The sequence below is a fragment of the Simiduia sp. genome (assembly GCF_058345725.1).
On sequence record NZ_JBTUOC010000044.1, the window covers coordinates 1 to 25,016 of the forward strand.

General features: G+C 53.9%; 22 protein-coding genes. 6 read left to right on the plus strand and 16 right to left on the minus strand.

Going from position 1 to position 25,016, the window contains the following annotated elements:
* Nucleotides 1-192: 192 nt before the first annotated feature.
* The 4 genes from ACW8F6_RS10745 to ACW8F6_RS10760 form a co-directional block, all read right to left on the minus strand.
* Nucleotides 193-1,710, minus strand: coding sequence for an SIR2 family NAD-dependent protein deacylase (locus tag ACW8F6_RS10745; protein ID WP_491575869.1), 1,518 nt, complete (start codon nucleotides 1,708-1,710; stop codon nucleotides 193-195).
* Between the two features lie 101 nt (nucleotides 1,711-1,811).
* The gene (locus ACW8F6_RS10750) at nucleotides 1,812-2,276 is read right to left on the minus strand and encodes a hypothetical protein (protein WP_491575870.1); all 465 of its coding nucleotides are present in this window, start codon (nucleotides 2,274-2,276) and stop codon (nucleotides 1,812-1,814) included.
* A 106-nt stretch (nucleotides 2,277-2,382) separates the two neighbouring features.
* Entirely contained in the window at nucleotides 2,383-2,943 is a 561-nt protein-coding gene (locus ACW8F6_RS10755) for a hypothetical protein (RefSeq protein ID WP_491575871.1), read from the minus strand.
* Between the two features lie 72 nt (nucleotides 2,944-3,015).
* On the minus strand, nucleotides 3,016-3,354 hold the full coding sequence (locus ACW8F6_RS10760; protein WP_491575872.1) for a hypothetical protein: 339 nt from the start codon (nucleotides 3,352-3,354) through the stop codon (nucleotides 3,016-3,018).
* Nucleotides 3,355-3,674: 320 nt separating this feature from the next.
* Between ACW8F6_RS10760 and ACW8F6_RS10765 the strand changes: the two genes are divergently transcribed.
* Nucleotides 3,675-4,532, plus strand: coding sequence for an integron integrase (locus ACW8F6_RS10765; protein ID WP_491575873.1), 858 nt, complete (start codon nucleotides 3,675-3,677; stop codon nucleotides 4,530-4,532).
* Between the two features lie 179 nt (nucleotides 4,533-4,711).
* Here ACW8F6_RS10765 and hldE read toward each other — a convergent pair whose 3' ends face one another.
* From hldE to tfpB, 12 genes are all read right to left on the minus strand, one after another.
* Complete coding sequence (gene hldE, locus ACW8F6_RS10770) at nucleotides 4,712-6,145, minus strand: bifunctional D-glycero-beta-D-manno-heptose-7-phosphate kinase/D-glycero-beta-D-manno-heptose 1-phosphate adenylyltransferase HldE (RefSeq protein ID WP_491575874.1); 1,434 nt, start codon at nucleotides 6,143-6,145, stop codon at nucleotides 4,712-4,714.
* Nucleotides 6,146-6,156: 11 nt separating this feature from the next.
* Nucleotides 6,157-7,932 carry a lipid A export permease/ATP-binding protein MsbA gene (gene msbA / locus ACW8F6_RS10775; protein WP_491575875.1) on the minus strand — a complete coding sequence of 592 codons (1,776 nt, stop codon included), beginning with the start codon at nucleotides 7,930-7,932 and terminating at the stop codon, nucleotides 6,157-6,159.
* Nucleotides 7,933-7,963: 31 nt separating this feature from the next.
* The gene (gene rfbD, locus ACW8F6_RS10780) at nucleotides 7,964-8,902 is read right to left on the minus strand and encodes a dTDP-4-dehydrorhamnose reductase (protein WP_491575876.1); all 939 of its coding nucleotides are present in this window, start codon (nucleotides 8,900-8,902) and stop codon (nucleotides 7,964-7,966) included.
* Between the two features lie 100 nt (nucleotides 8,903-9,002).
* Nucleotides 9,003-9,554 carry a dTDP-4-dehydrorhamnose 3,5-epimerase gene (rfbC, locus tag ACW8F6_RS10785; RefSeq protein WP_491575877.1) on the minus strand — a complete coding sequence of 184 codons (552 nt, stop codon included), beginning with the start codon at nucleotides 9,552-9,554 and terminating at the stop codon, nucleotides 9,003-9,005.
* Nucleotides 9,551-10,561, minus strand: a complete 1,011-nt coding sequence (locus tag ACW8F6_RS10790) for a dTDP-glucose 4,6-dehydratase (protein WP_491575878.1) — start codon at nucleotides 10,559-10,561, stop codon at nucleotides 9,551-9,553. The genes rfbC and ACW8F6_RS10790 overlap by 4 nt, the downstream gene beginning before the upstream one ends.
* A gap of 4 nt (nucleotides 10,562-10,565) precedes the next feature.
* Nucleotides 10,566-11,318, minus strand: coding sequence for a lipopolysaccharide kinase InaA family protein (locus ACW8F6_RS10795; protein ID WP_491575879.1), 753 nt, complete (start codon nucleotides 11,316-11,318; stop codon nucleotides 10,566-10,568).
* An 11-nt stretch (nucleotides 11,319-11,329) separates the two neighbouring features.
* Nucleotides 11,330-12,457 carry a glycosyltransferase family 4 protein gene (locus ACW8F6_RS10800; RefSeq protein ID WP_491575880.1) on the minus strand — a complete coding sequence of 376 codons (1,128 nt, stop codon included), beginning with the start codon at nucleotides 12,455-12,457 and terminating at the stop codon, nucleotides 11,330-11,332.
* Between the two features lie 58 nt (nucleotides 12,458-12,515).
* Entirely contained in the window at nucleotides 12,516-13,445 is a 930-nt protein-coding gene (locus ACW8F6_RS10805; protein ID WP_491575881.1) for a branched-chain amino acid transaminase, read from the minus strand.
* Nucleotides 13,446-13,481: 36 nt separating this feature from the next.
* Nucleotides 13,482-16,397 (minus strand): bifunctional [glutamate--ammonia ligase]-adenylyl-L-tyrosine phosphorylase/[glutamate--ammonia-ligase] adenylyltransferase, encoded by a 2,916-nt coding sequence (gene glnE, locus ACW8F6_RS10810; RefSeq protein WP_491575882.1) that lies wholly within the window; start codon nucleotides 16,395-16,397, stop codon nucleotides 13,482-13,484.
* 65 nt (nucleotides 16,398-16,462) lie between these two features.
* Nucleotides 16,463-16,807, minus strand: a complete 345-nt coding sequence (locus tag ACW8F6_RS10815) for a hypothetical protein (RefSeq protein ID WP_491575883.1) — start codon at nucleotides 16,805-16,807, stop codon at nucleotides 16,463-16,465.
* A gap of 162 nt (nucleotides 16,808-16,969) precedes the next feature.
* Nucleotides 16,970-17,554 (minus strand): hypothetical protein, encoded by a 585-nt coding sequence (locus ACW8F6_RS10820; protein ID WP_491575884.1) that lies wholly within the window; start codon nucleotides 17,552-17,554, stop codon nucleotides 16,970-16,972.
* A 28-nt stretch (nucleotides 17,555-17,582) separates the two neighbouring features.
* The gene (gene tfpB / locus ACW8F6_RS10825; RefSeq protein ID WP_491575885.1) at nucleotides 17,583-19,352 is read right to left on the minus strand and encodes a type IV pilus assembly ATPase TfpB; all 1,770 of its coding nucleotides are present in this window, start codon (nucleotides 19,350-19,352) and stop codon (nucleotides 17,583-17,585) included.
* 156 nt (nucleotides 19,353-19,508) lie between these two features.
* On the opposite strand from tfpB, the gene ACW8F6_RS10830 reads away from it, so the two are divergent.
* The 5 genes from ACW8F6_RS10830 (at nucleotide 19,509) to argA (ending at nucleotide 24,985) form a co-directional block, all read left to right on the plus strand.
* The gene (locus ACW8F6_RS10830; protein ID WP_491575886.1) at nucleotides 19,509-20,189 is read left to right on the plus strand and encodes a TIGR00153 family protein; all 681 of its coding nucleotides are present in this window, start codon (nucleotides 19,509-19,511) and stop codon (nucleotides 20,187-20,189) included.
* 30 nt (nucleotides 20,190-20,219) lie between these two features.
* Nucleotides 20,220-21,488, plus strand: a complete 1,269-nt coding sequence (locus ACW8F6_RS10835; protein ID WP_491575887.1) for an inorganic phosphate transporter — start codon at nucleotides 20,220-20,222, stop codon at nucleotides 21,486-21,488.
* 127 nt (nucleotides 21,489-21,615) lie between these two features.
* Nucleotides 21,616-22,410, plus strand: a complete 795-nt coding sequence (locus ACW8F6_RS10840) for a PhzF family phenazine biosynthesis protein (RefSeq protein ID WP_491575888.1) — start codon at nucleotides 21,616-21,618, stop codon at nucleotides 22,408-22,410.
* A gap of 33 nt (nucleotides 22,411-22,443) precedes the next feature.
* Nucleotides 22,444-23,595, plus strand: coding sequence for an acetylornithine deacetylase (gene argE / locus ACW8F6_RS10845; RefSeq protein ID WP_491575889.1), 1,152 nt, complete (start codon nucleotides 22,444-22,446; stop codon nucleotides 23,593-23,595).
* 52 nt (nucleotides 23,596-23,647) lie between these two features.
* Nucleotides 23,648-24,985 (plus strand): amino-acid N-acetyltransferase, encoded by a 1,338-nt coding sequence (argA, locus tag ACW8F6_RS10850; RefSeq protein WP_491575890.1) that lies wholly within the window; start codon nucleotides 23,648-23,650, stop codon nucleotides 24,983-24,985.
* The last annotated feature ends 31 nt before the right edge of the window (nucleotides 24,986-25,016 follow it).

Genomic DNA, 25,016 nt, shown 5'->3' on the forward strand with positions numbered 1-25,016 from the left:
TGATCTTTGAAGTTGACCACAACCATCGCGGTTTGATCGTAGGAATACTTCTTGAAGTTTGGCATAGCTGAATTCCCTTTAGCGATGCCGAATTCTATCAAAAAACGGCGTTTTTTGGGAGATTTTCTACAGCCTCAACGCCGCCAGCAGGGGCTGGAGCACACAGTGCGGAAGTCCCTCTGGCTGGCCTTGTTATGCATTTATAATGGCGTCTATTCTATTCTTTTGATCTTGCGTACACTTATCACTAGTTTTTAATATTTCTAACCATTGTCGGTCGGCCCTTCGATAAGGGAATCTCCCAGCACCACGCAACTCGTGAATTATTTCATCAATATCAACCTCATTAAACCAATCCACTTTATCGACAAACACTTTCCATGTGCCCCAACATTTACCTAATTGATTAGGGCCGGACCATCGTAATATTTCAACTATATGATCTATTCTTTCCTCAAATATCTCACTGTCTATCCCTGGAGAAATCCTTAGGATATTCATAAAGGGCTTTTCTGCCGAATAAAAATCCCATACCCCATCTGATTTAGCGCATAGCTTCATAACCGCAGCATATAGCTTTTCTTTCACGTCATAATCCGGATAACCATCCTCATTGGTCATCCATATAACAGACTGTATCATTTGATCAATTTCGCGATATGACATCCTGTTTTCAGGAGTTAATAGTTCCTTGCCGAACTCTTTATATAAAATTTGGTTGGATAAGATTTCTACTAGGGCTGCGATAGCCTGATGACGAGAATCCTTGTTGTTAAAAATTCCTAGAACATCATCGCTTGAAATACGATTCTTTTTCGAAATTTTTTCTACCAAACCATCGAGTCTTTCTCGAATGTTGTCATGCTCGGCAAAAAACCTTTTCGTTGATTTTTTGTATGCTTTAAATTCTTCCAAGAGATCTTCTAGAAATTCGCCAATCTCAGCCTTTATTATAAATATGTTCTTATTTTCAAATAACAGCTGAGACTCTCTGTATATATGATCACTCACGCTCGGGTGTACGATCATATAAGCTGGCGGCTTATCTTTTCCAAGGTGAGCAAAGACTTCGTCATAAAGAAAGCCAATGTTTGGGTCTGTCAGGCTGTAGCCAATAAATATTGGTGATGCTTCTGAAAAAAGAGTATAAATTTTTCTGTTGAGATAGGTATCTTCTCTCTGAAAAGAAAAGTATTGACTCTGCGTCACTACAATACTCTCTGGCCTTCCGACATCGCCGTGTATTTTTAGAATATTTTTCCTTGTTGCAGATATTTGAGGGCATTTGTCTTTTCTAACGACGACATTAGGAATGCCATCAAAGATTGTTTCTAGAAGATTATCCCAGTTTGTAGTAACTAAATTATTCGGAGCAAAAGCCCTAAATCTCCTTACCCAGTCAGGATCATCTGACTCTTCTTTAAGCTCTAACAGTGACTCTGCGACTAATGCATTGAATTTGTACTCATCATAGTCACAGTGAGTTATCGCGTAGGAGCATAATAACTCGGCAGCTTTTAAAGGGTTTTTAACATCAAGATCAAGTGGATACTTAATTATATCGCTAATTTTTTTGAGGACATCTTCCCAACTTCCGTATCCAAAATTGTATGAAAACCCAGACCCAATCCATAGAAAGTAACTCTTCGAAAAAACAGAAGACAATAGGCTAAACTTAGCCTCTTCAGAAAGTTGGTCAATACAACTCATTGCAGCTTCCTTTTGCATAACGCCGCAATAACCGAGCGGAGCATTGCGTGGTAAAGTGAGCGAAGCGAACCACGCAATGCGGAGTCCGGTTGATTGCTTTGTTAGCACTGGGGCCTTGCAAACTGGAACCCTCTCTCATTTGACCACTTATTGATATATTTAATAGTTGTTTGTCGTACACTTTGACTTATTGCTTGCGTATGACAAGCATCGAATAACTCCATTGCATGCTCACGGGATAAATGTATATATCCAAGCCAATTAACTGCCGAATCACACCAGTTTGGCATATGTTTGTATGCAGTTAAAACAGGCACATGAAATGGAAATTGAAGAGCATACTTCGGATCTTGGCCCTCAGACTTTAGCCCCTTTTCTAGAAGGGTAATTTGCGTTTCGAAGCTTTCACCATACCCCTTTTGAAGAAGTGGAAGCAACATTACCCCAGATTTTCCGGTTCCAATTTCTATAGGTGAGTCTTTATCTACGAACCACTTTCCTTGTTCGAAAGCTACGAATGCTTTCCAACCTCCGGCGTTTGTAAATAAAGGGCCAATCCATTTCATATTTCGAACTTCACTATAGTGCTAACGCCGTGGTAACCGAGCGGAGGTAAGCGTGGTATTGTGAGCGAAGCGAACCACGCTTGCCGGAGTCCGGTTGACCACTTTGTTAACCCCAATTCTCTGCAAATACCCACTTGGCTTCGACTTCGCGAGTATTTATATTAAAAGTAAACTCACACCCTTCGGTAGTGAGGTCATTTAAAACACCTTTTACAAGATGACCATCCTGGCCAGTGAAAGAGATTCCATCAGCAGAAATTCTCTCGCTGTGCCATATAGAAGAAGCACCTTTGAACACACCCAAACACAACCCATCTGTAGCTACAAAGGCACCAGTAGCTTCGTTGAATATGATGTTACTTATACCTTCCCACTCAGTTTGCGAAACAATTGTCCTGCTGTTTGGGTCAACAAAATAACCTTGGCCGCCCGCCACAACCAGAAACAATTCTTCATTTGGTACTCGGACTACGGTATTAAAGGAGCTCCAACCACTTTGGCTAAATACACCCACCCATTCTAAGTATTCTGAATCAAAGAATTTTACCCATAAAGTATTTCCTGACACTGAAAAATTATGTTCTTCATATTGCCCTGAAATCGGTGGTCTATTAAGTATTTCAGCTTCCATAAATTCTATGATGATACAAAGGGTTAACGCCGCCATAAAACGCGCGACACTAGGATCGTCGTAGGCCGCGCATTTTGCGGCCGATTTTTGATGGCCTTGTTAAAAGCATTACCTGTTGTTTTCTGCATTTTGGGCAAAAGATATTGCTAAAGAGGCAATTAGTTTCATCATAAATTTCGAAATTCCTTTTTGGTATTGTTGAAACTCAGAGGACAAATTTTCTTGCAGAATTAAAAACTCTTCATCTGAAATCGTGCTTGTGTGCTCGACTTTTAAACCGTCACCAAGAACTTCTTTTGCATCTGTGACTAGGGGCATTATTAATGGCACCACTTGACTAATTGATTCCTCAGAATAGCCCTTACTCTTAAGTGTGGCCCCAAGAAACTCTTCTAGTTCCTTTTTGTTTAACTGTTCTGCGCTGGGAAATTCGAAAATTTTCGCCATTTTCTTTGCCTTTTAACATTTTATTAGTGTGCCGGCACAGTATGCCGGTGGCGCTTAAATCAACATGGTTTAACATTCTGATTTAAAACGATTATTTTGGTGGATATTAGCACGCAAAAAGGAAAGTGTGCGCGCTTGGTATGCGGGATGTGAGTTCTCATATGCATGCCAGAAACCCCTGGAAGCTCTTGTTTTTTCTAGATTTTATTTTTTGCCAGAACAAATATGAGACCTGATGGAACAATATTTTTCACTAAATCTTGCTTTATTCAAATATACTGTCTATATATACAGTATAAATATCGATGGGAGTATCCGCTATGGCCAGTCCATTTTTGGAGTCCGTCCGAGCGCAGATGCGTGCGCGAGGTTATAGTCTGAGAACTGAAAAAGGGTATTTAACCTGGATTAAGCGCTTCATCTATTTCAATAATAAACGGCATCCAAAGGAATGCGGGCCAGATGAGATAAAGGCTTTTTTGTCTTGGCTGGCAAACGAGAAACAGGTGGCAATAAACACACAAAAGACGGCATTGAATGCGCTGGCATTTCTTTACAACAAGATACTTGATCAGCCAATTGGCGATATTGAGTTCGATCTCGCCAACAAACAGCGCCATCTACCGGTGGTACTCAGCCCCAACGAAGTGGGGGCCATTATCGCATCCCTAACAGGCCGTGAGCAGTTAATTGCCCAACTATTGTACGGCAGCGGATTACGTATTACTGAAGCGTTAAGACTGCGAATTCAAGATATAAATTTTGACAGAAAGACAATTACCGTTCACAGCGGTAAGGGCAATAAAGATCGTGTTACGTTGCTGTGCCCTGAGCTGCGTGACGCGCTTGAGCGCCAGATGCAGCTGGGTGTAGAAATTCAAGCGCAAGATGCGGCAAAAGGTATAGGCACTTCGCTACCACACGCATTGCACAGAAAACTTCCCAAGGCGGATAGATCGCCACAGTGGGCTTATTTATTTCCATCAAGCAGTTATTGTGCGCATCCTTACGGAGGGCACATCTGCCGGCACCACTTGCACGATAGCGTTATGCGCAAAGCATTGAAGGTAGCCGTTCAGAACGCAGGCATTTGGCAAAAGCGAGTTACCTGTCATACGCTTCGCCACTCCTTTGCAACACACATGTTACTTGGCGGCGCGGATATAAGAACTGTGTAAGAACTTCTCGGTCATAACGATGTAAAAACAACACAGATTTATACGCACGTTATTGGCGAACACTTCGCAGGCAGTGCAAGCCCATTATCTCAACTGTTTGCCCATATGCCTTTAGTAAAAAAGAACAAGGTAGAAGAAAATCCTGCCACCTACGCAGCCTAATAGGCTAGTTAGAAATACTATTCTTTGTTCTGCGCCTTGATCTTCTCAACAATAGCCGTAGTCGATACATTTTCAAAAAAGCTAAGCACCTTAACGCTACCGCCATAGGCCTTTACAATTTCGTGACCAACCACTTGGTCTTCTGTGTAGTCGCCGCCTTTCACCAGTACGTCGGGTTTAATCAGTTTTAGCAAACGCTCTGGGGTGTCGTCGTCGTAGTAGGTGACCCAATCCACGGCTTCTAGCCCTGCCAGTACCGCCATTCGCCGGTCTACCGGGTTGATAGGGCGCCCAGGGCCTTTTAGGCGTTTTACCGAGTTATCTGAGTTAATGGCCACAATAAGTCTGTCGCCCAGAGCGCGCGTATCCTCTAAATAGCCCACGTGACCTGCGTGAATAATGTCAAAGCAACCATTGGTAAATACAATTTTTTCCCCGTGAGCACGCGCCTCTTCGATTGCCATTAACAGTTGTTCTTCGGTCAGCACGCCGCGTTCGCTGCCCTGCTCCATTTTGACTGCGCGGCGCAGTTCCGGCGCACTGATGGTAGCCGTACCCAATTTGCCTACGACAATTCCTGCAGCCAAGTTTGCCAGTGCAACGGCCTGCGGTAGCGCTTCGCCGGCGGCAATGCAGGCTGCGAGTACCGATATCACGGTATCGCCGGCGCCGGTCACGTCGAACACTTCGCGCGCGCGCGCGGGTAGATGCAATTCGGGCATACCCTTGCGCAATAGGGTCATGCCATTTTCACCGCGAGTCACCAGCAGCGCTTGTAGTTGCAAGCTCTCCAATAACTGCAAGCCCTTTTTCACTAACTCCTGCTCCGATTTGCAGGCTCCCACCACCATTTCAAATTCATGCAAGTTAGGTGTTAGCAGCGTCGCGTGCTGGTAGCGCGTAAAGTCTGACCCTTTAGGGTCAACCAGTACCGGCACTTTATGGCGATTAGCCACCGCGATAAGGGCTTGCACGTTGCTTAGGCTGCCTTTCGCGTAATCAGACAGAATAACCGCACCCATCATAGGTACTAACTGCTCGGCTTTGGCGATAAATTCCGAGCTGTCTGCCTGCTCGAAGGCAGCTTCAAAATCCATGCGTAAAAGTTGTTGATGACGGCTGATAACCCGCAACTTGGTAATGGTTGGTTTGTTTTTTACAACTTGAAAATCGGTATGAATGTGTGCGGCGTGCAGACGTGTCGTGAGTGTTTCGCCGGCTTCATCGTCGCCTACAATCCCCACTAGCGCGGCGCCCGCACCCAGGGCGGCAATATTTAGCGCCACGTTGCCCGCACCACCAGGGCGATCTTCAATTTGATCCACTTTAACCACGGGTACCGGTGCTTCGGGCGAGATACGCGAGGTGCCGCCGTGCCAGTAGCGGTCCAGCATTACATCGCCGATGACCAGCACCTGGGATTGGTTAAATTGCGGCATGGTAAGTAGCATAGTGGCCTCGGTTACTCGGTCTCGTCTTTGAACTGCATGGCATGCAGTTTGGCGTAATAGCCCTGCTGGGCAATTAAGTCTGCATGCTTGCCCTGCTCAACAATTTTGCCACCGTCCATCACCACAATGTGATCGGCGCTTTCAATGGTGGACAAGCGGTGGGCAATGACCAAGGTGGTTCGATTGCGCATGACCGCCTCAAGGGCGGCCTGAATACTGCGTTCAGATTCGGTGTCCAGCGCGGAAGTGGCTTCATCTAATATCAACAGCGGCGCGTTTTTCAAGAGCGCGCGCGCAATGGCGAGACGCTGCCGCTGCCCGCCAGACAAGCGCACGCCGTCTTCACCAATATGCGTTTGCATGCCGTCGGGCAGCGCTTCAATAAATTCCAGTGCATGCGCCGCTTTGGCAGCAGCATATACCTCGGCCTCGCTGGCAGCGGCCAGTGTGCCGTAGGCAATGTTGTTGTAGATGGTGTCGTTAAACAGGGTGACTTGCTGGCTAACCAACGCCGTTTGCGCGCGCAAACTGCTCAGCGTGTAATCTTGAATAGGAATTTGATCCAGCAATATCTCGCCGTCTGTATGCTGGTAAAAGCGCGGAATTAAACTGGCCAAGGTTGTTTTACCGCTGCCGGAGCGCCCCACTAAGGCAACGGTTTTACCCGGCTCTATGGCGAGGTTAATGTCTTTCAACACTTGCTGCTCGCCATCGTAGGAAAAGTTAAGGTGGCGAATTACCAACTCGCCCCGCACCCGCGCTACTGATTGTGTACCGGTATCCTGTTCGGTAGCCTGATCCAGCTGACTGAAGATACTGCTGGCGGCGGCAATGCCCTTCTGAATGGTGGAGTTCACTTCAGACAGCTGGCGAACCGGCTTGGGAATTAACGCCGCAGCAGTGATGTAAGCCACAAAGGCGCCGGGTTCAGAGGTGCCCATAAATGTGAGTGCCAGATACACCACAAAGCCCATCGCAACGGCCACCAGTATCTGAATTACCGGCGTATTGGCCGAGCTGGTCAACGAGATTTTTATATTTTGCTGGGTATTGCGCTCAGAGGCGTGTTTGAAGCGATCTTTCTCGTAGGTTTCACCGCCAAAGGAGCGCATGACGCGGTAGCCGTTGATCATTTCGGAAGCCACGTGGGTAACATCCCCCATAGAGGCCTGCACCTTGGCCGAGAGCCGGCGCAGGCGCAAACCCACCTGCCATACGATGATGCCGATGAGCGGGCCCACGCCCAAAAAGATCAGCGTTAGCTTCCAATCTTTGTAAATGAGGTACGACATCAACGCCACCACGGTCAGGCCCTCGCGCACGATCACTTTAAACGCTTCGGTTGCAGCGGCCGTAACCTGTGCCACGTTGTAGGTAATGCGAGAAATCAAATGGCCGGAGTTGGTGTTGTCAAAATAAAACCCGGGCATGGCCGTGAGTTGATCAAACAATTGGCAGCGCAGCCTGTGCACAATCGCAAAAGACACGCGCGAAATAAAATAGTTACCAATAAACTGGCCCAAACCGCGCACCGCAAAAATAGCCACCAATGCCACGGGTACAATCCAGCGATCTTCCGGTCGATTGTTGGGAATGGCCTCGTCGATCAAGTATTCCATTACCCACGCATACATGGGCTGTGACACCGCAAAAATCGCGAGCCCCACAATGCTGATGGCAAAAAGCCCCGCGTGGGCGCGCACATAACCCAACAAGCGCAAATAAATCTGGCCGGCGGTTTGAGATTGTACCTCGTCTGGGCTGAGGAGGGTTTTGGTGTCGTTCATAGCAACAGGTCTGGCTGAAAGTGGCGTTATTCTAGCATGGATGGTCAGTGCCGCTGCGCTCCGCCGCCCAGCGCTTGCGCAAGCCGGTGACGGTGGCTTGCAAGCCTTCGCGCCAGCTGGGCACCGGTCGGCCCAGGCGGGCAGCGAGCGCGCCAGTGCCCAGCGCCGACCACTGAGGTCTGGGGGCCACAGGCACGGAACTGTGTGCGATGAATGCCTGTTGGCTGACGCCCACCAAGGAAGGCATCGCGCAGATTAAGCCCTCGGCGACTGCCGCATCGAGGAGTGCACGGGCGAGATCATAGCGGCTGACCGCTTCGGTACCCGACAGGTGGTAGAGTCCACCCGGCGCGCCGGCCAGCAGCTCGGGAATTAACGCCCACAAAGTAGCGGCTATGTGTCCGGCATAGGTGGGCGAACCGTATTGATCCTGCGCCATACGCAGCGGCTGGCCGGCCATTGCCTGCGTCAGTAACCGCTGGCCCATATTTTGACCGTATTCGCTGAACACCCAGCTGACTCTGAGCACCAGATTGCGAGCACTGCACAGGGCGGCTTGCTCACCTAACAATTTGGTGTGCCCGTAGTGATTCACCGGGCCGGTTACATCGTTTTCGGTGTAGAGCCTGGGCGCCGCTGATGGATCTTTGCCCGCGAACACGTAATCGGTGGAGAAGTGAACCAGTGGAATCGCCAATCGCGCGCAGGCCTCTGCCAATTCCACCACCCCCGTGTGATTGATTCGGGTAGCCAGCGCCGGCGACTGTTCAGCGCCATCAACCTGGTTGTAGGCCACACAATTAATCACCAGTGCCGGCCTTTGCGCCGCAACCGCTCGAGCAAGTTGACCGGGGCGCTCAAAGTCTACGGCGGCGCGGCCGGGCGTAGCCAGTGGATAATCTGGATGTGGGCAGGCCTGCAGTGCCTGGCCCACTTGGCCGGTGGCACCCAATAGCATTACGGTTGGCATAGCATTTTCCTGTTACAAATTGCGCCATATCAAACGCCTGCTCAACCCGCGGCGTTTGGAATTGTGCTGAGCTGATTCAGCGCGCGCCTAATAACGACAATTATCCTATGAGCGGCCACTGGCTATCGCGCTCGCTCAGGTGCGGCGCCCCGTCGAGCTGCCAGGGCAAGGCCAACAAAGGATCATCCCAGCGACAACCGCCCTGACCTGCCGGATCGTAGTACTCTGTGCATTTGTACAACACCGTTGCCGTGTCACTTTGGGTGTAATAACCGTGCGCATAGCCCGGCGGCACATACAGCTGTGCGCAAGCATCGGCCGACAAAAGTACACTCACGTGCTGTCCAAAATGTGGGCTGGCGGGGTTGGCGTCGACCACCATGTCTTGCACGGCGCCGTGCACAACTTGTATTAATTTGCCCTGTGGCCGGCGCGTTTGAAAATGCATACCCCGCAAGACCCCGCGCGTCGACTGTGCGAGATTATCCTGCACAAAGTCTGGCAGCCCCAGCGCTCGATAGCGCTCTGCGCGCCACGCTTCGGCAAACCAGCCTCGCCCATCGTCGTGTCGCTTGGGTGTTAACAACAACACACCGGGCAGCGCCAAGGGTTTGATGTCTAAGCCATTATCCACCGGCGTCAGCTGGGTCATTGCGCGATACCTGCCTGTAAAAACTCGGGATGTGCGAGGCACCATTGCACTGTGCGCATCAAGCCCTTGGCGAAGGGTGTCTCTGGTTGCCAGCCCAATGCCTTCAGCTTCTGCCAGTTCAACCGGTAGCAGCGGTCGTGCCCCGGGCGATCGGCCACAAATTCAATTTGCTGCGCGTAGGGTGTGAGTGCCGGCTGCAAGCTATCCAACAGTGCACACAGCTGGTCTATCACAGCGCGATTAGTGCACAGGACATCGCTACCCACGTTGTATATTTCGCCCACGGCGCCTTTTTCCGCCAGTAACAGCAATGCAGAAACGTGGTCCTCCACGTACAGCCACTCGCGCATTTGTAAACCGTCGCCAAACACGGGCAGCGATTGGGCCGCCAAGGCGCGCGCAATAAAGCGCGGAATTAATTTTTCCGGAAATTGCCAAGGCCCGTAATTATTGCTGCAGCGGCTGATGAGTACCGGCAGGCCGAAGGTGCGATGCCAGGCCATGGCCAATTGATCGCTCGCGGCCTTAGACGCTGAGTATGGGGAACTGGGCACCAGGCGATGATCTTCCACAAAGGCGTGCTGATTGCCGCTGTCTGCGCAGTCGCCGTATACCTCGTCGGTGGATACCATCACCAACTTTTGCAAATGGTTTTGTTCCAGCAGGCCACTGCGCCGAATGGCATCGAGCAATTGGGCGCTACTCAAGATATTGTTGTGCACGCTCACCAAGGGCTCGGCAATGGAATTGTCCACGTGGGTTTCGGCGGCCAAGTGAAATATCCAGCGGGGCGGATGCTGCATCAACAATGCTGCAATCTCTTCGCCGGCGCAGGCCAGATCGAGATTGTGCCAGACGTACTGTGCACCCGGCAGTGCGTCCAGCGAATTATTGGCGACCGCCGTGCGCTTGTCGATATTGTGTACACAGTATCCCAATGACAATAGGCGTCGCACCAGTGCCGAGCCAATAAAACCACAGCCACCTGTAACCAACACATTATTCATACTGTCAGGCGGGAGCGCTGGCATTGCATTGGGCAAGCACTCGCTGGCGCAATCCTTGGTAAGTCAGCCCCAGTTTGCATTCGCGCCAATACTGTTGCAGAAAATATTCGGTATCGGCCACATCCAGGTGCGTCAGGCTGCGCATAAAACACGCGAGATCATTCACGCTCGCGACGACGGTGCGCCACTGGTAGCCAAGATGCTCTAGGTGATCGAACAATACCCGCTGCTGGCTGTTGACCAACAGGTTTACTGGGTGCAGATTGTGGTGCGCCAGGCGCGCGCCGTGTAGGCCCACCAAGTGTTGCGCCCAGGCGTTCAGTAATCGCTGGCGCTCGGCCTGGGTAAAATCGGGCCACTGTTTGTGCAGCTCATGGGCACTGTAGCTGCCTGTGGGCAGTGCCACCAGCATCAATGCGCGCCAACAATTGCTTTCGGGCAAGCGCTGCTCGCCGTAACAGACAGCCTGGGTCGTACCGATATGACGCGCTTCGCACAACAGGTGATTCTGATACAGCTGCCGCAATTTTGGCTGGCTTTGCCACAACCAGCCCTTGCGCTGCAGGTGATTTTGACTGATATAAACTCGGTAAATAACGCCGTCGTCCTGAAAGCGAAGCTCGCCGGTTTTTTTCTCTGTGAGCCCCTGGCCAGGCATAAACTTGAGATGTTGTGCGCACCAATCCCACAGGCGAGCAGCATCCAGTAAATGCAGTTTTTTCAGTTGCGGTTCGAGCGTGGCATCACAGTGAAACATGGCAGCTATACCTAGGCCGCGTGGTTAACGCTGGCCTCCACAATGTCTGCGGCCTTTTGGGCCAGGGAGTAAATATCGCGACTGTCGGTGAATTCCAGAGCGTTAATGCCCCAGCCCATGCGTTCGTCAGTTGAGAGCGCCTGCACAAGCAGCCCGTTAAATACCTGCTGATCGTAGGGGTAGGGCGCGATTAAACCGGCCTTGGCTTTTTTGACCAAGGGTGCGTAGCCGCAGGTAGTGGTTGCCAGTACGGGCAAACCAGAGGCCATGGCCTCAAGCAGTACTGTTGCAGTCATGTCTTGGTGGGCGGGATGTACCAACAAATCGGCGCTTTGCATAAACGTGGGCACGTCGTCGCGGCCACCAAAAAACATCATTTTATCGGCAACATTTTTTTGCGCGGCTTGCAGCACGTATTCATCGGGCGTATCCGCGCCTACCACCCACAAGCGAATACGGTTTTTCAGTGCCTCGGGCAGCGCGGCCACTGCGTCGATCAGGCGCGCCAGTCCCTGCCGCTTAAAGCGCGTCATCACCGCCAATAACACCAGGCCATCGGGCTTTACGTGCTGCTTGCGACGAAACTCCATTTTGTAAAGTTCGCTTTCAATGGTGGCCTTGCGATCCTGCGTGACACTCGGTGGCAACAAATGCATGCGCGGTACTGCGGCGGGAAATTGATTGGCAAAAATCGCGCGTTGCGCTCCCGACATCAGTAAAATTTGTGTTTTGGAATCGCTGCCAAACACAGACTCCTCGCACGCCGACCAAAATTTGTAGGCCGGGCTCATTTTGTAAACCCAGTTGCGGCTTTCAGCCACCTGTGCCTTGTAGCAACCTTCGGTGACAAGACAAACGTGCAGGCCCGGCATTTTGTTAAAACCCAGGTGGCATTCAACGGGAAATTTCTGTAGGTGCGCTTGCACCCAACGGTAGAAAAAATCGTTGCGCTCCTCAGGCACCTTGCTCTTCATGGGCACTTGCACAAAGCGCAAGCCTTCTGGCGTTTCGCCTTCCCATTTCATACTGTAGGCGCGCACCCTATGCCCGCGCCGAATCAGCTCGCGGGCAATATTGGCGCAGTGGCGGGCGTGACCCTCAAACGGCGAATAGTGGTAGATACTGAGCGCTATTTCCATGGGCAACCGTTATCTGAAAACGTAAAAACCAGTGTAGTTCTAGCGCACATCACCGCCACTAGCCCTTGACCGGCGCCAACCACTCGGGATGTTTGTTGCCCACACCTTTTACGGCGTCGAAGTACATGGCCTGCAGAACGGTGGTTACCGGACCGCGTCGGCCCGCGCCTATCAGCCGTCCGTCGTGTTCGCGAATGGGCAGAACCTCGGCAGCAGTACCGGTGAAAAAAGCTTCGTCCGCCACGTACACTTCATCGCGAGTGATGCGCTTTTCCTTGATGGCGTAGCCAGCTTCAGCCGCTAGCTGGAAGATGGTATTGCGGGTGATACCGTCCAGGCAGGAGGTAAGCTCGGGCGTGTAGATGACACCGTCGCGCACCATGAAAAAGTTTTCGCCGCTGCCTTCGGCCACATAGCCTTCGTTATCCAGCAGCAGGGCTTCTTCGCAACCGCATTCGATGGCTTCGCGCAATGCCAGCATCGAATTGATGTAGTTGCCGTTGGCCTTGGCCTTACACATGGAGATATTCACGTGGTGGCGGGTGTAGCTGGAGGTGCGGATTTTAATGCCCTGTTCGCGCGCCTCCGGCGACATGTACGAAGGCCACGCCCAGGCGGCAACCATCACGTGGGTTTGCAGCTTATCGGCGCGCAGTCCCATGCCTTCGCTACCCAAAAATGCCATAGGGCGCAGGTAGGCTTCGTCCAGGTTGTTCTCGCGCACCACCATCTTTTGCGCTTCGTTGAGCACGTCTTTGGAATAGGGCATGTCCATGCGCATGATGTGGGCGGAGCGACACCAGCGATCGGTGTGCTCCTGCAGCCGGAAAATCGCGGTGCCGTGGCTTTCCGTTTGGTAGGCGCGCACGCCTTCGAAGACGCCCATGCCGTAGTGCAGGGTGTGGGTCAGTACGTGCACCTTGGCGTCGCGCCAGGGAATCAGTTCGCCATCCAACCAGATGACGCCGTCGCGGTCGGCAAAATTCATAGCCTACTCCTAAATTTTGGTGTCCCGCGCGGGGGGCTAGCCCGGGGACTGGGTCTCGGTTACGGGCCCAAACAACCGTTGCCATAGATCGACTACGGCAGCGCGCTCTGTGCAAAATTGGCTGTCATCAAGGGTTACCGCCTGGCGTTGTAACGCGAGGGCGTGGCCCGTTGAACGGTAGGCTTTGTAGGCTCTAATCAAGCTGGCCACATCGTCAGCGGCCATCAGATTTGCTTCTTCCAGACAGCCGAGTATGCGAATGTTGTCCGAGTATCGCACCAGCGCCGGCACTTGGTGGGCCCAAGCTAAAGCGGCGTATTGAACCATAAATTCGATATCGACGATACCACCGGCATCCTGCTTGAGGTGGAACTGGCCGGCCTTGCCACTGCCTAGGCTTACGCGCATTTTCTCCCGCATGGCCACCACATCGGTGGCCAATTGGCTCAGATCGCGGGGCTGGCACAGCAACGCCACCCGCAGGGCTTCAAATTTGGCCGCCAATGCAGCATGGCCGCACACGGCGCGCGCGCGCACCAGGGCCTGTTGTTCCCAGGTCCAGGCTTCATTGCGCTGATAACGTTCAAAGGCATTTAGCGATGTCACCAACATGCCCGAGTTACCCGAGGGCCGCAGGCGCATGTCCACCTCGTACACCTGGCCGGAAATGGTTTGAGTATTGAGAATATGGATGATCTTTTGCCCCATGCGGGTGTAAAAGCTCTGGTTGTCCAGGCTCCGCTCGCCGTCGGTATAGCCCTTGATATCGGTGTCGTGCACAAAGACCAGATCCAGATCGGAGCCGTGCCCCAACTCCAAGCCGCCCAATTTGCCATAGCCCACCACGATAAACTCGGGCGCGGTGACAGCGACTCCGTCGACCACCGGGTAGCCGTGGCGCGCCACCATCTGCTCCCAGGCCAATTGCTGCACATAGTCCAATATGGCCTCAGCCAGCCAGGTTAAGTAATCACTCACTTTCATGAGCGGCAAGACGCCGGCCACCTCTGACGCCGCCACCCGCAGACCGTGCGCCAGCCGAAAGTAGCGCAGTGCTTCCATTTGCCCCTCGAGATCGTCGCGATTGATGCGCAGGGTGGCCTGACGCAATTCGTCGGTCAGCTCGGTTCTATCGGGCGGATGATACAGGCTGCGGGTATCCAGCAGCTCGTCCAGCAGAGCTGGGTGGCGACTGAGCTGATCGGCAATCCACTCGCTGGCGGCGCACAATTTCACCAATTGCGCCAGGGCCGCAGGGTTTTCAATCAGCAACACCAGGTAGGCCGAGCGCCGCAGTACGGCGACCACCAACTTGAGCACCCGTTGCAGCGTTACCGCCAGCGGCGACGCCTGCGCCAACAATGCCAGCAGGCGCGGCATAAAGTGGTCGAAGCGATCGCGACCGCTGGCCTGCATCATGCTGAGGGCGCGCTGCCCATAGAGATCGTGCAGGTGTTTGAGCACCGCGGCGGGTTCGTCAAAGCCCTGCGCCAACAGCCGGGCCTCGGCGTCGTGGATCTCGGCATCGGCCACGGGCAAACCGGAGACAAAATCCTGCCAACGCTGGATGTCAGTTTCCTCGGCAGCCTCGTCCTCTTCATCGGGGTTGGCAATCACGGCGTTAAATTCTTCGTGCACGCGCTGGCGGTGCAGGCTGAGTTGCTGATAAAAGGCGTCCCAACTTTCGAACCCCATCACCTGCGCCAGCCGCGCCTGCTCTTTGGCCGCAGCCGGTAGCGATTGGGTTTGGCGGTCGTCCAGGGCTTGTAAGGCGTGCTCGGTATGGCGCAGAAAATTGTAGGCGGCAGCCAGGTTGTCGGCGGCGGTTTTGGGCAATAGCTCCCATTCGGTTAGTAACTGTAGTAGCGGCAGCACACGGCGCTCGCGCAGCTCGACATCGCGCCCACCTCGAATAAGCTGAAATGCCTGGCCCACAAATTCCACTTCGCGAATGCCGCCGGCGCCTAGCTTGACGTCTTCATCCAAGCCTTTGCGCTGGACCTCGCGGCTGATCAGATTTTTCATTTTGCGCAGCGAATCAAAGGCCGAGAAATCCACGTAGCGGCGGTATGTGAAAGGCGTTAACAGTGCCTGCAACTTGTCGGCCGCCTGTGCGCCACCCTGGCCTACCCATGCCACCGGTCGCGCTTTGATCATGGCGAAGCGCTCCCAGTCACGACCCTGGGTTTGGTAGTAGTCTTCAATGGCATTGAAATTGGAAACCAGTGCGCCCGAGTCGCCGTGCGGTCGCAAGCGCATGTCGATGCGAAAGCAAAAGCCGTCCACAGTCACGGTATCCAGGCTTTTGATTAAGCGCTGGCCCAGGCGGGTAAAAAACTGTTGGTTGTCGAGCGCCCGCGCGCCGTCCGTTTCACCGGCCTCGGGAAATGCAAAAATCAGATCGATATCCGAAGACAGATTTAGCTCCCAAGCACCCAGCTTGCCCATGCCCAGCACCACCATGGGTTGTGGCTTACCGGACTGCCGGCCAATAGGCTCACCCAGTTGCTCGCACAGGCGCGGGTAGTGCCAAGCCAGTGCAGCATTGAGCAGGCAACTGGCCAGCGCCGATAAATCCGCCGTGGTTTCCGCCAGCGGTGCCAGGCCGTTAAACTCGCGATAGATAATCCGTATTTGCTCTCGGTGGCGGAATAGACGCAGGGCGCGATTAAAGGCGTCTTCGTCTTCCTCGCCGGTGAGCATTTGCTGCAACAAGGCATCAAAATCGCGCACTGGGTGCTGCGCGGGATAAACACTGTCGTCGGCGATTTGGGGCAGCCAATCGGGGTGTTTGGTCAATTGCGCTGCGGCGAAGTCGCTGGCGGTGAAGAGGCGTTGGAGACGAGGCACCTTCACCTGGTCTACCGTCGCCAAGAGGAAATCAAATTCACCCCCTAATTTGCCGCTCGAAGCCTGTAGCTTCGGCGCCCCTGTCAAATCCAACTTGGTCATATCTTCCCCCTAACCCAGGGTCTGATAATGCCTCAAATCAACAGTGTAAAACAGCCTTCAGGATGCTAGGGGTAGCGCGTTAATATGGCTTGCAAGGCCGCGTTTTCCTGCAACTGAAAGCAACGGGATAACTTGGGATCTATATTGGCTTTGCTGGCAGTGGCAGGCTCAAATGACTGTACCGATAGCGCAACCTCCTGAAACACCTCTGCAGGTAAATCGCTGGTTTCCACAATTCCGCCGGCAATTGCTCGGATATCGTCTAACGGTAGGCCCTGTTCTTTGAAGTACCAAAATAGACAATTGGCCTGGGCGAAGTCATTTAGCGCTTTGCGCTGAGTCGTAGATGATTCTTTAGCGCCACAACCGGTAAGTAAACATAGCGCGATAGAGAACAAAAAAAGACGCATTAAAACGCCTCTCTAATATTTATTACTCGGCAACGACAATGATGGTGTAAAAATTCGCTGTAGTCACCTACGAACATAAAAGCAAGGCGAAACAACTTGAAGGCAACGAAGAAATGGAATTTGTGATGCTCTCTCATCCGCAAAGCCGTGCATAACCGCCATCTACAAATCTCCGTTGTCTCCTGTATACATAAACAGTGGCATCAGATTAACCGAACGCAATTCTTTCAATGCCGGATAAACTGTTAACAACTCTTTCAAGCGTGCATCAAAATTATCACTCGGTGTTGAAATGTACGAGCAGTGTTGGTTAGAAGAGCACATACACTGCGCCTTTCCATCAAAATCCCCTATGTAATATAAAATGCCGGGTTTTGCTCTAAAGGAAAGACTGAATGGATAGGCAACCGCTTTTCGCCCGGTATGTTGACCGCCATCTTTTCCGTTCCTGGAGTGTGTGCCTAGCCACTTATTGAGTTGGTACTCCCCTGGCTCAACAGCATAGCTTTTTACACCATGATTCCAATGCCTTCTTTCATCAAACGCCAAAAAGTCCTCCCGTGTGGGCCCGTTTAACGCTAACGCCACACCCCCTGCACAGGTAAAACCTAACAACTGATGGCTTTCTAACTCGAACTTTCCAAAAATATAGGCGCTGTCCAAGTTGACTGGTGCATCTTGCGGCAGCGATTGTTTCATAGTGCTGCAACCCATAAGCAGCACTAAAAATCCGTAATACCAACGCATAACATTCCTTTGTATTTAACTAACTGAACTAATCCTTATCCGGCGCCGGCGCCACGCGCATGACCTCTTCGATGGTGGTAAGGCCGGCGCCGACTTTTTGCGCGCCCGCCATGCGCAGGGTGCGCATGCCTTCCTTTACCGCCTGCTTGCGCAGCACCATGAGATCTCCATCGTCTTTAATAAGTGATTTGACGGAGTCGGTGAGCATCATAATTTCATAGATTGCGACCCGGCCCAAGTAGCCGGTATTGCGACACTCCAGACAACCCACGGGCTGATAAATTTTTGCCGGCGCCGCCGCTTTCCAGGGTGCCACCAGCTGCTGCCAGGCGGCCTCGTCCACGGGCTGGGGCGCTTTGCAATGGGGGCAGAGGGTACGCACCAGGCGCTGTGCCATCACGCCCAATACCGCCGATTTAATCAGGTAGGCCGGCACGCCCAAATCCACCATCCGGGCAACGGCGGCCGGGGCGTCGTTGGTGTGCAAGGTGGACAGTACCAAGTGACCCGTGAGCGAGGCCTGTATGGCCATCTCGGCAGTTTCCAGGTCGCGAATTTCGCCCACCATGATGATGTCGGGGTCTTGCCGCATGAGGGTGCGCACACCGGCGGCAAAGTCCAGGCCGATATTGTGCTGCACCTGGGTTTGGTTAAAGGCGTCCTCCACCATTTCGATGGGGTCTTCAATGGTGGAGACGTTCACCTGATCGGTGGCGATGCGTTTCAGTGACGAATAGAGGGTGGTGGTTTTACCCGAGCCTGTGGGCCCGGTGACCAGCACTATGCCATTGGGACGCGACAGCATATCCTGCCACTGGGCCAGATCCTCGCCCACCAGACCGAGCTGCTCAAAGGAGCGCAGCAGTACGTCTGGGTCAAAAATACGCATCACCATCTTTTCGCCAAAGGCGGTGGGTAGCGTCGATAAACGCAGCTCCACTTCGTTGCCGTCCGGGCTTTTGGTTTTAATGCGACCGTCCTGCGGTTTGCGCTTTTCCGCCACATTCATGCGCCCCAGTACCTTCAGGCGCGAGGTAACCGCTGTGGTGACGTTCATGGGTAGTTCGTACACCTGGTGCAGTACGCCGTCGATGCGAAAGCGCACCCGGCCCACGTCGCGACGGGGCTCGATGTGGATATCGCTGGCGCGCTGTTCAAAGGCGTATTGCAGCAGCCAGTCCACAATATTGACGATGTGCTGGTCGTTGGCCTCTGGGTCTTTCGCGGCCCCCACTTCCAGCAGCTGTTCAAAGTTATTGGCCGCCGAAGTGCCGCCGGCGCCTACGCCAGAGATGGATTTTGCCAGCGAGTAAAACTCGACAATGTAGCGGTCGATGTCGTCGGGGTCGGCCACCACTTTGGTAATACCTTTGCGGGCCGTGTGGGTGAGCTGCTCAACCCAGGTGTTGACGTGGGGCTCGGCGGTGGCAATCACCAGCTCGTCGGGCTTCACTTTCACGCACAGAATTTTGTGGCGCTGAGCAAAGGCAAAGGACATGACCTCGGTGACGCGGGCAACATTGATTTCCAAGGGGTCTATATTGACCCAGGCGAGATCGCTGCGCTCGGCCAGCCAGCGGGCTAGCTGCTCGCCATCCAGGGGTTTGCCGTTGCGGGAGGGGTCTGGCAGCTTGCGCGCGGCAATAATTGACAGCGGGTTGCGCGCCTTTTGCTTGTCCGACAGGGGAGTGCCCGACAGTAGATTGGCATCGCCCTGGCTAATGCGCCCATCCTCTAACAGCGCCAGCAGCACTTTGCGCATCTCCAGGGGTCTGTCGGGGCCGGCCATCTGATTCATATTCCCTCGCTTACACGTCCACAATAGACGGAATGTACCACACCGCCGAAATACGCGCCTTGTCGCCCATAGATGCGGGAAATATGACCAATTGTTGCGTGACCCAGTGCACATCTCTCCCTATACTGCGCGCACTGAACTACGGGAGAGCAAATCATGCCGAGTGCCAACCCCTTTGCCATATTGTTTGGCAAATCACCCATCAAACCGATGCAGGAACACATGGCCGTGGTTACCGACGCCGCCAGCCTGCTGAAGCCCTTTTTTGAAGCCGTTATCGCCAATGATTGGACCACGGCCGAGTCGGTCCAGCATCAGATTCACAAGCTCGAAAACGACGCCGACAAGCTCAAAAAAGACCTGCGCCTGCACTTGCCCAAGAGCCTGTTTTTGCCGGTTCCGCGCTCCGATCTGCTGGAGCTTTTGTCCGGCCAGGATCGCATCGCCAATCGCGCCAAGGACATAGCCGGCATTATGTTGGGCCGCAAGATGAACCTGCCCAAGTCGCTGGGCGATCAAATGTTGGAGTTTGTGGGCTCCGCAGTCGAGACAGTGGAGCAGTCGCTCAAGGCCATTAACGAGCTGGACGAGCTGCTGGAAACCGGCTTTTCCGGGCGCGAAGTGGACATTGTAGCCAACATGATCGACGAGCTCGATCGGCTGGAAAACCGCGCCGATGAAATGGAAGTTCAGATCCGAGCGGCGCTGTTTTCCCTGGAAGCCGAAATGCCGCCCGTGGACGTGATGTTCTTGTACCGGGTAATCGATTGGGTGGGCGATGTCGCCGACCGAGCACAAAAAGTAGGCAGCCGATTAGAGCTGTTGCTGGCGCGCTAAGCGCCGTCAATTTATTGCGGAGAAATTTCCATGTCAGTGATTGCTGAATACGGGCATATTTTTATCGTCATGGCCTGTATGTTTGGCCTGTTTATGGCTTGGGGTGTGGGAGCCAACGACGTGGCCAACGCCATGGGCACCTCGGTGGGCTCCAAAGCGCTCACCATCAAGCAAGCCATCATCATCGCGATGGTGTTTGAATTTCTGGGGGCCTACTTGGCCGGTGGCGAGGTGACCGACACCATTCGCAAGGGCATCATAGATCCGAGCGCCATTGCCGATACGCCCGAATTGCTGGTGTACGGCATGATGGCGGCCCTATTGGCGGCGGGCACCTGGCTGCTGATTGCCTCCATCTTGGGCTGGCCGGTATCCACCACCCACTCCATCGTGGGTGCCATCGTGGGCTTTGCCGTGGCCGGCATCTCCATGGAAGCTGTAGCTTGGGGCAAGGTCGGCACAATCGCTGCTAGCTGGGTGGTATCTCCGATTTTGGCGGGCACTATGTCGTTCTTGCTGTTTCGCAGTGTTCAGCACTTGATACTGAACACCGACAAACCCCTGGAAAACGCCCGCAAGTACGTGCCTATGTACATGTTCTTTGTGGGTTTTTTAATCAGCATGGTCACCCTGCTGAAAGGCCTGAAACACGTGTTCAAAGACACTGGCATCAAGTTCAGCTTTCTGGAATCCATGGGAATATCGGTGTTGCTAGGGCTATTGGTGGCGGGCTTCGGCATGTACCTGCTGTCGCGCGTTAAACCGGTCAGCACCGAGCAGTCGCGCTTTGCCAATGTCGAGCAGGTGTTCGCCATTCTGATGATTTTTACCGCCTGCTCCATGGCCTTTGCCCACGGCTCCAACGACGTGGCCAATGCCGTAGGTCCCATGGCCGCCATTGTCGCCACCGTGAAAACCGGCGCCATTGGCGCTAAGGCGATGATGCCTGCATGGATTCTGTTAGTGGGCGCCATCGGTATCGTGGTGGGTCTGGCCACTTACGGCTACAAGGTAATGGCCACCATTGGCAAAAAAATTACCGAGCTAACCCCCAGCCGCGGCTTTGCAGCGGAATTGGGTGCGGCCGGCACCGTGGTGTTGGCCTCGGGTACCGGCCTGCCCATCTCTACTACGCACACGCTGGTGGGTGCCGTCCTGGGCGTGGGCCTGGCGCGCGGCATCGGGGCCTTGAACCTGCGCGTGATTGGCAGCATTTTTCTGTCGTGGATCGTCACCCTGCCCGCCGGTGCGCTGCTGGCCATTTTATTCTTCTATACCTTCAAGGGCATGTTCAGCTAGCGCTGCGCCGGCCACAGCCCTTATCGAAAGGCGCCCTAGGGCGCCTTAATTTTTTCTGGCGCAGTTAAAGCTGGTGCCCAATCTCCAAACGGCACACAATCGGTGTTCACTCTCAGGACCTGCCGCCATGGAATTGCCCATTTACCAGATCGACGCCTTCACCGATCAACGCTTCAAAGGCAATCCCGCCGCCGTTATTCCACTGGATCAATGGTTGCCCGATGCCACGCTGCAGGCCATTGCCAACGAAAACAATCTGTCGGAAACCGCTTTTTTTGTACCCAAAGATACCGGGTTTCACTTGCGCTGGTTCACCCCTGCCGCCGAGGTCAAATTGTGTGGCCACGCCACACTTGCCACCGCAGAGGTCATTTTTACCCTGCTGCAACACCACCAGAACACCATCTACTTCCACACCCACAGCGGTCTGCTCACGGTCAATAAACTCGACAACGGCATGTTGGAGCTGAACTTCCCTGCACAACCCGTCACCCCGGTATTGCTGAGCGGCGTCGAGCAATCACTACTGAATGCCGGCTTGGGCATTACCTACGGTGCCACCTTTGCCAACGAAGACTTGATTGTGACCTGCGCCAACCAAGCGGCGGTAGCGAAAATTGATCCGGACTTTAACGCCTTAAAACAATTGCCTTACCGTGGCATTATTGTCACAGCGAGGGGCGACAAGTGCGATTTTGTTAGCCGCTTTTTTGCACCCGCCGTGGGCGTCAATGAAGACCCGGTGACCGGCTCGGCACACACTAAACTGGTGCCCTATTGGGCCGCCGAACTCAATAAAAATCACTTCCAGGCGCTGCAGCTATCCGAGCGCGGCGGCCAATTGGAGTGTGAACTCACCGGCGACCGGGTACTGCTGCGGGGACGCGCAGTGCACTACCTGCAGGGCACAATTAGCGTGTGATCGTCACACACCACAAGGGAGCACAAACACGGCATGATTGACTTAAAGCGCTACACCCACGAATTAAGCCAGTTAGTGGCGCTGCCGTCGGTCAGCTGCGCCACGCCGCGTCTGGACATGAGCAACCGGGTGGTGGTGGATTTATTGGCTAACTGGCTGGCCGACCTTGGCTTTGACTGCCAGGTGCAAACCCTCCCCGGTCAGCCTGGCAAGGCCAACCTGATCGCCCGCAAAGGCACAGGCGAGGGCGGTCTGGTATTAGCCGGCCACACAGACACAGTGCCCTACGATGCGCACAGCTGGCAGCAGGATCCCTTCCAGCTTACTGCACGCGACGACCGCCTGTATGGCCTGGGCGCCACCGATATGAAAGGCTTTTTTCCGGTGGTGCTGGCGGCTATTCGCGGTTTGGGATCGGCGCCGCTGACCGCCCCGCTCACCGTGGTGGCCACCGCCGACGAGGAAACCTCGATGGCCGGCGCACGGGCGCTGGCGCTGCTGGGTGCGCCCAATGCGCGCGCGGCGATCATCGGCGAGCCCACAGGCCTAAAACCCATCCGCATGCACAAAGGCATCATGATGGAGGCGGTGCATGTGCGCGGTCACAGCGGTCATTCCTCAGACCCGGCACTGGGCAACAACGCTCTGGATGCCATGCATCAGGTGATTGGCGAACTGCAAGCACTGCGCGCCGAACTGCAAAACCAGCATCGGCATCCGGGGTTTAGCGTGCAGGTGCCCACTTTAAATTTGGGCTGTATTCACGGGGGCGACAATCCCAACCGCATTTGCGGCGATTGTGAGCTGCAATTTGATCTGCGCAGCCTGCCCGGTATGAACAACGCCGAACTGCACCAGCAGATTCACCGGCGCCTGCAGCCCTTGGCCGAGCGACTTAAAGTAGACATAACCCTGCGCGCCCTGTTCGACGACGTACCCGCCTTTGAGCAGCCCGCCACCAGTGAGCTAGTGCAACAGTGCGAGCGTTTCTCGGGCCAAAGTTCGGTCAGTGCCGCCTTTGCCACCGAAGCGCCCTTCTTACAGCAATTGGGGCTGGAGACCGTGGTGTTGGGCCCTGGCTCCATTGATCAGGCACACCAGCCCAACGAGTTTATTCCACTGGCACAAATCGACCCAGCGGTAACGCTTATACAGCAGCTAATTCGCCACTATTGCCTGCAGTGACGCGCGACTGTTGTTACCATTGATCACCTCTGCAATTGGACCCGGCTTGTAAATGAACCCAGACAACTCGAAATCCATGGCCCAGCAATACGTCGACTGGTTTCGCGATTCTTCGCCCTATATCAATGCCCACCGCGGTAAGACCTTTGTGCTGATGCTGCCGGGCGAAGCGGTGCGCCACGCCAATTTTGCCAATATCATTTACGACATTGCCCTGCTCAACAGCTTGGGCGTTCGGCTGGTGATAGTGCACGGCACGCGCCCGCAAATTGAAGAGCGCCTGGGGCTGTCGGATATGGATTCACAATTCCATGAAAACCTGCGCATTACCGACCCGGAATCCATGACGGCCATTATTCAGGCCGCCGGCGAGGTGCGCGTGGACATTGAGGCGGCGCTGTCCACCGGGCTGCCCAATTCGCCTATGCACGGCGCACAAATTCAGGCCATTAGCGGCAATTTTGTCACCGGTATGCCCATGGGTGTGATCAATGGCACCGACCTGCAATTTACCGGTAAAGTGCGGCGCATCAATACCAAGACCATGCAGCAGGCTCTGGATATGGGTGCCATCTTGATAGTATCGCCCCTGGGCTACTCACCCACGGGGGAAGTATTCAACCTGTCCTTTGCCGAAGTGGCCACACAAGTGGCCATTAATCTGCACGCCGATAAAATTGTCAGCTTTGTGGAGGGCCAGGGTGTCGAAGATGAGAAGGGCGGGTTAATTCGGGAATTTATGCTGCACGAAGCCGAACAGTATTTGAATTGCCCCAACAGCCGACCCGCGCACGGCAGTCGCCTAGCGCTCACGGCCTGCTACCACGCCTGCAGTAAGGGCGTGCCGCGAGCACAGATTGTGTCCTTCAGCGACGACGGCGCTTTCCTCAAGGAGCTGTTCACCCGCGATGGCAGCGGATCTATGGTATATCGCGACAACTACGAGCAATTGCGCACAGCCACCATCGACGATGTAGGCGGCATTATCGAATTAATCGAGCCACTGGAGAAAGCCGGTGTTCTAGTGCGCCGCTCGCGCGAAGTACTGGAAACCGAAATCGAAAAATTCTCTGTGTTGGAAAAGGACGGCACTATTTTGGCCTGCGCGGCCCTCTATCCCTACGCCTCGGGCGCCGCCGAGCTGGCCTGCGTGGTCACCCACCCCACTTACCAAAAGGGCGGTCGGGCGGCCAAGCTGTTGCACCAGCTAGAGCGACAGGCGCTACGCGCGGGCATCAAGGAGCTGTTTGTATTGACCACGCAGACCGCCCACTGGTTTCTGGAGCAGGGGTTTGTGCCAGGCGATTTGGACGTACTGCCCAATGAGAAGCAATCTCTTTACAACTATCAGCGAAAATCCAAAATATTTATTAAGCGCTTGGCGGTATAGGCGACTTTACTGCTAAAAACCGGGTGCAGTG

What these genes read in the sequence shown, in the direction of transcription:
- ACW8F6_RS10820 (WP_491575884.1), bottom strand. Translation starts at nt 17,554, where the DNA reads ATGCGTTGGTATTACGGATTTTTAGTGCTGCTTATGGGTTGCAGCACT.
- ACW8F6_RS10750 (WP_491575870.1), bottom strand. Translation starts at nt 2,276, where the DNA reads ATGAAATGGATTGGCCCTTTATTTACAAACGCCGGAGGTTGGAAAGCA.
- ACW8F6_RS10815 (WP_491575883.1), bottom strand. Translation starts at nt 16,807, where the DNA reads ATGCGTCTTTTTTTGTTCTCTATCGCGCTATGTTTACTTACCGGTTGT.
- ACW8F6_RS10795 (WP_491575879.1), bottom strand. Translation starts at nt 11,318, where the DNA reads ATGTTTCACTGTGATGCCACGCTCGAACCGCAACTGAAAAAACTGCAT.
- ACW8F6_RS10830 (WP_491575886.1), top strand. Translation starts at nt 19,509, where the DNA reads ATGCCGAGTGCCAACCCCTTTGCCATATTGTTTGGCAAATCACCCATC.
- tfpB (WP_491575885.1), bottom strand. Translation starts at nt 19,352, where the DNA reads ATGAATCAGATGGCCGGCCCCGACAGACCCCTGGAGATGCGCAAAGTG.
- msbA (WP_491575875.1), bottom strand. Translation starts at nt 7,932, where the DNA reads ATGAACGACACCAAAACCCTCCTCAGCCCAGACGAGGTACAATCTCAA.
- rfbC (WP_491575877.1), bottom strand. Translation starts at nt 9,554, where the DNA reads ATGACCCAGCTGACGCCGGTGGATAATGGCTTAGACATCAAACCCTTG.
- rfbD (WP_491575876.1), bottom strand. Translation starts at nt 8,902, where the DNA reads ATGCCAACCGTAATGCTATTGGGTGCCACCGGCCAAGTGGGCCAGGCA.
- ACW8F6_RS10835 (WP_491575887.1), top strand. Translation starts at nt 20,220, where the DNA reads ATGTCAGTGATTGCTGAATACGGGCATATTTTTATCGTCATGGCCTGT.
- ACW8F6_RS10790 (WP_491575878.1), bottom strand. Translation starts at nt 10,561, where the DNA reads ATGAATAATGTGTTGGTTACAGGTGGCTGTGGTTTTATTGGCTCGGCA.
- glnE (WP_491575882.1), bottom strand. Translation starts at nt 16,397, where the DNA reads ATGACCAAGTTGGATTTGACAGGGGCGCCGAAGCTACAGGCTTCGAGC.
- hldE (WP_491575874.1), bottom strand. Translation starts at nt 6,145, where the DNA reads ATGCTACTTACCATGCCGCAATTTAACCAATCCCAGGTGCTGGTCATC.
- argE (WP_491575889.1), top strand. Translation starts at nt 22,444, where the DNA reads ATGATTGACTTAAAGCGCTACACCCACGAATTAAGCCAGTTAGTGGCG.
- ACW8F6_RS10745 (WP_491575869.1), bottom strand. Translation starts at nt 1,710, where the DNA reads ATGAGTTGTATTGACCAACTTTCTGAAGAGGCTAAGTTTAGCCTATTG.
- ACW8F6_RS10800 (WP_491575880.1), bottom strand. Translation starts at nt 12,457, where the DNA reads ATGGAAATAGCGCTCAGTATCTACCACTATTCGCCGTTTGAGGGTCAC.
- ACW8F6_RS10760 (WP_491575872.1), bottom strand. Translation starts at nt 3,354, where the DNA reads ATGGCGAAAATTTTCGAATTTCCCAGCGCAGAACAGTTAAACAAAAAG.
- ACW8F6_RS10805 (WP_491575881.1), bottom strand. Translation starts at nt 13,445, where the DNA reads ATGAATTTTGCCGACCGCGACGGCGTCATCTGGTTGGATGGCGAACTG.
- ACW8F6_RS10765 (WP_491575873.1), top strand. Translation starts at nt 3,675, where the DNA reads ATGGCCAGTCCATTTTTGGAGTCCGTCCGAGCGCAGATGCGTGCGCGA.
- argA (WP_491575890.1), top strand. Translation starts at nt 23,648, where the DNA reads ATGAACCCAGACAACTCGAAATCCATGGCCCAGCAATACGTCGACTGG.
- ACW8F6_RS10755 (WP_491575871.1), bottom strand. Translation starts at nt 2,943, where the DNA reads ATGGCGGCGTTAACCCTTTGTATCATCATAGAATTTATGGAAGCTGAA.
- ACW8F6_RS10840 (WP_491575888.1), top strand. Translation starts at nt 21,616, where the DNA reads ATGGAATTGCCCATTTACCAGATCGACGCCTTCACCGATCAACGCTTC.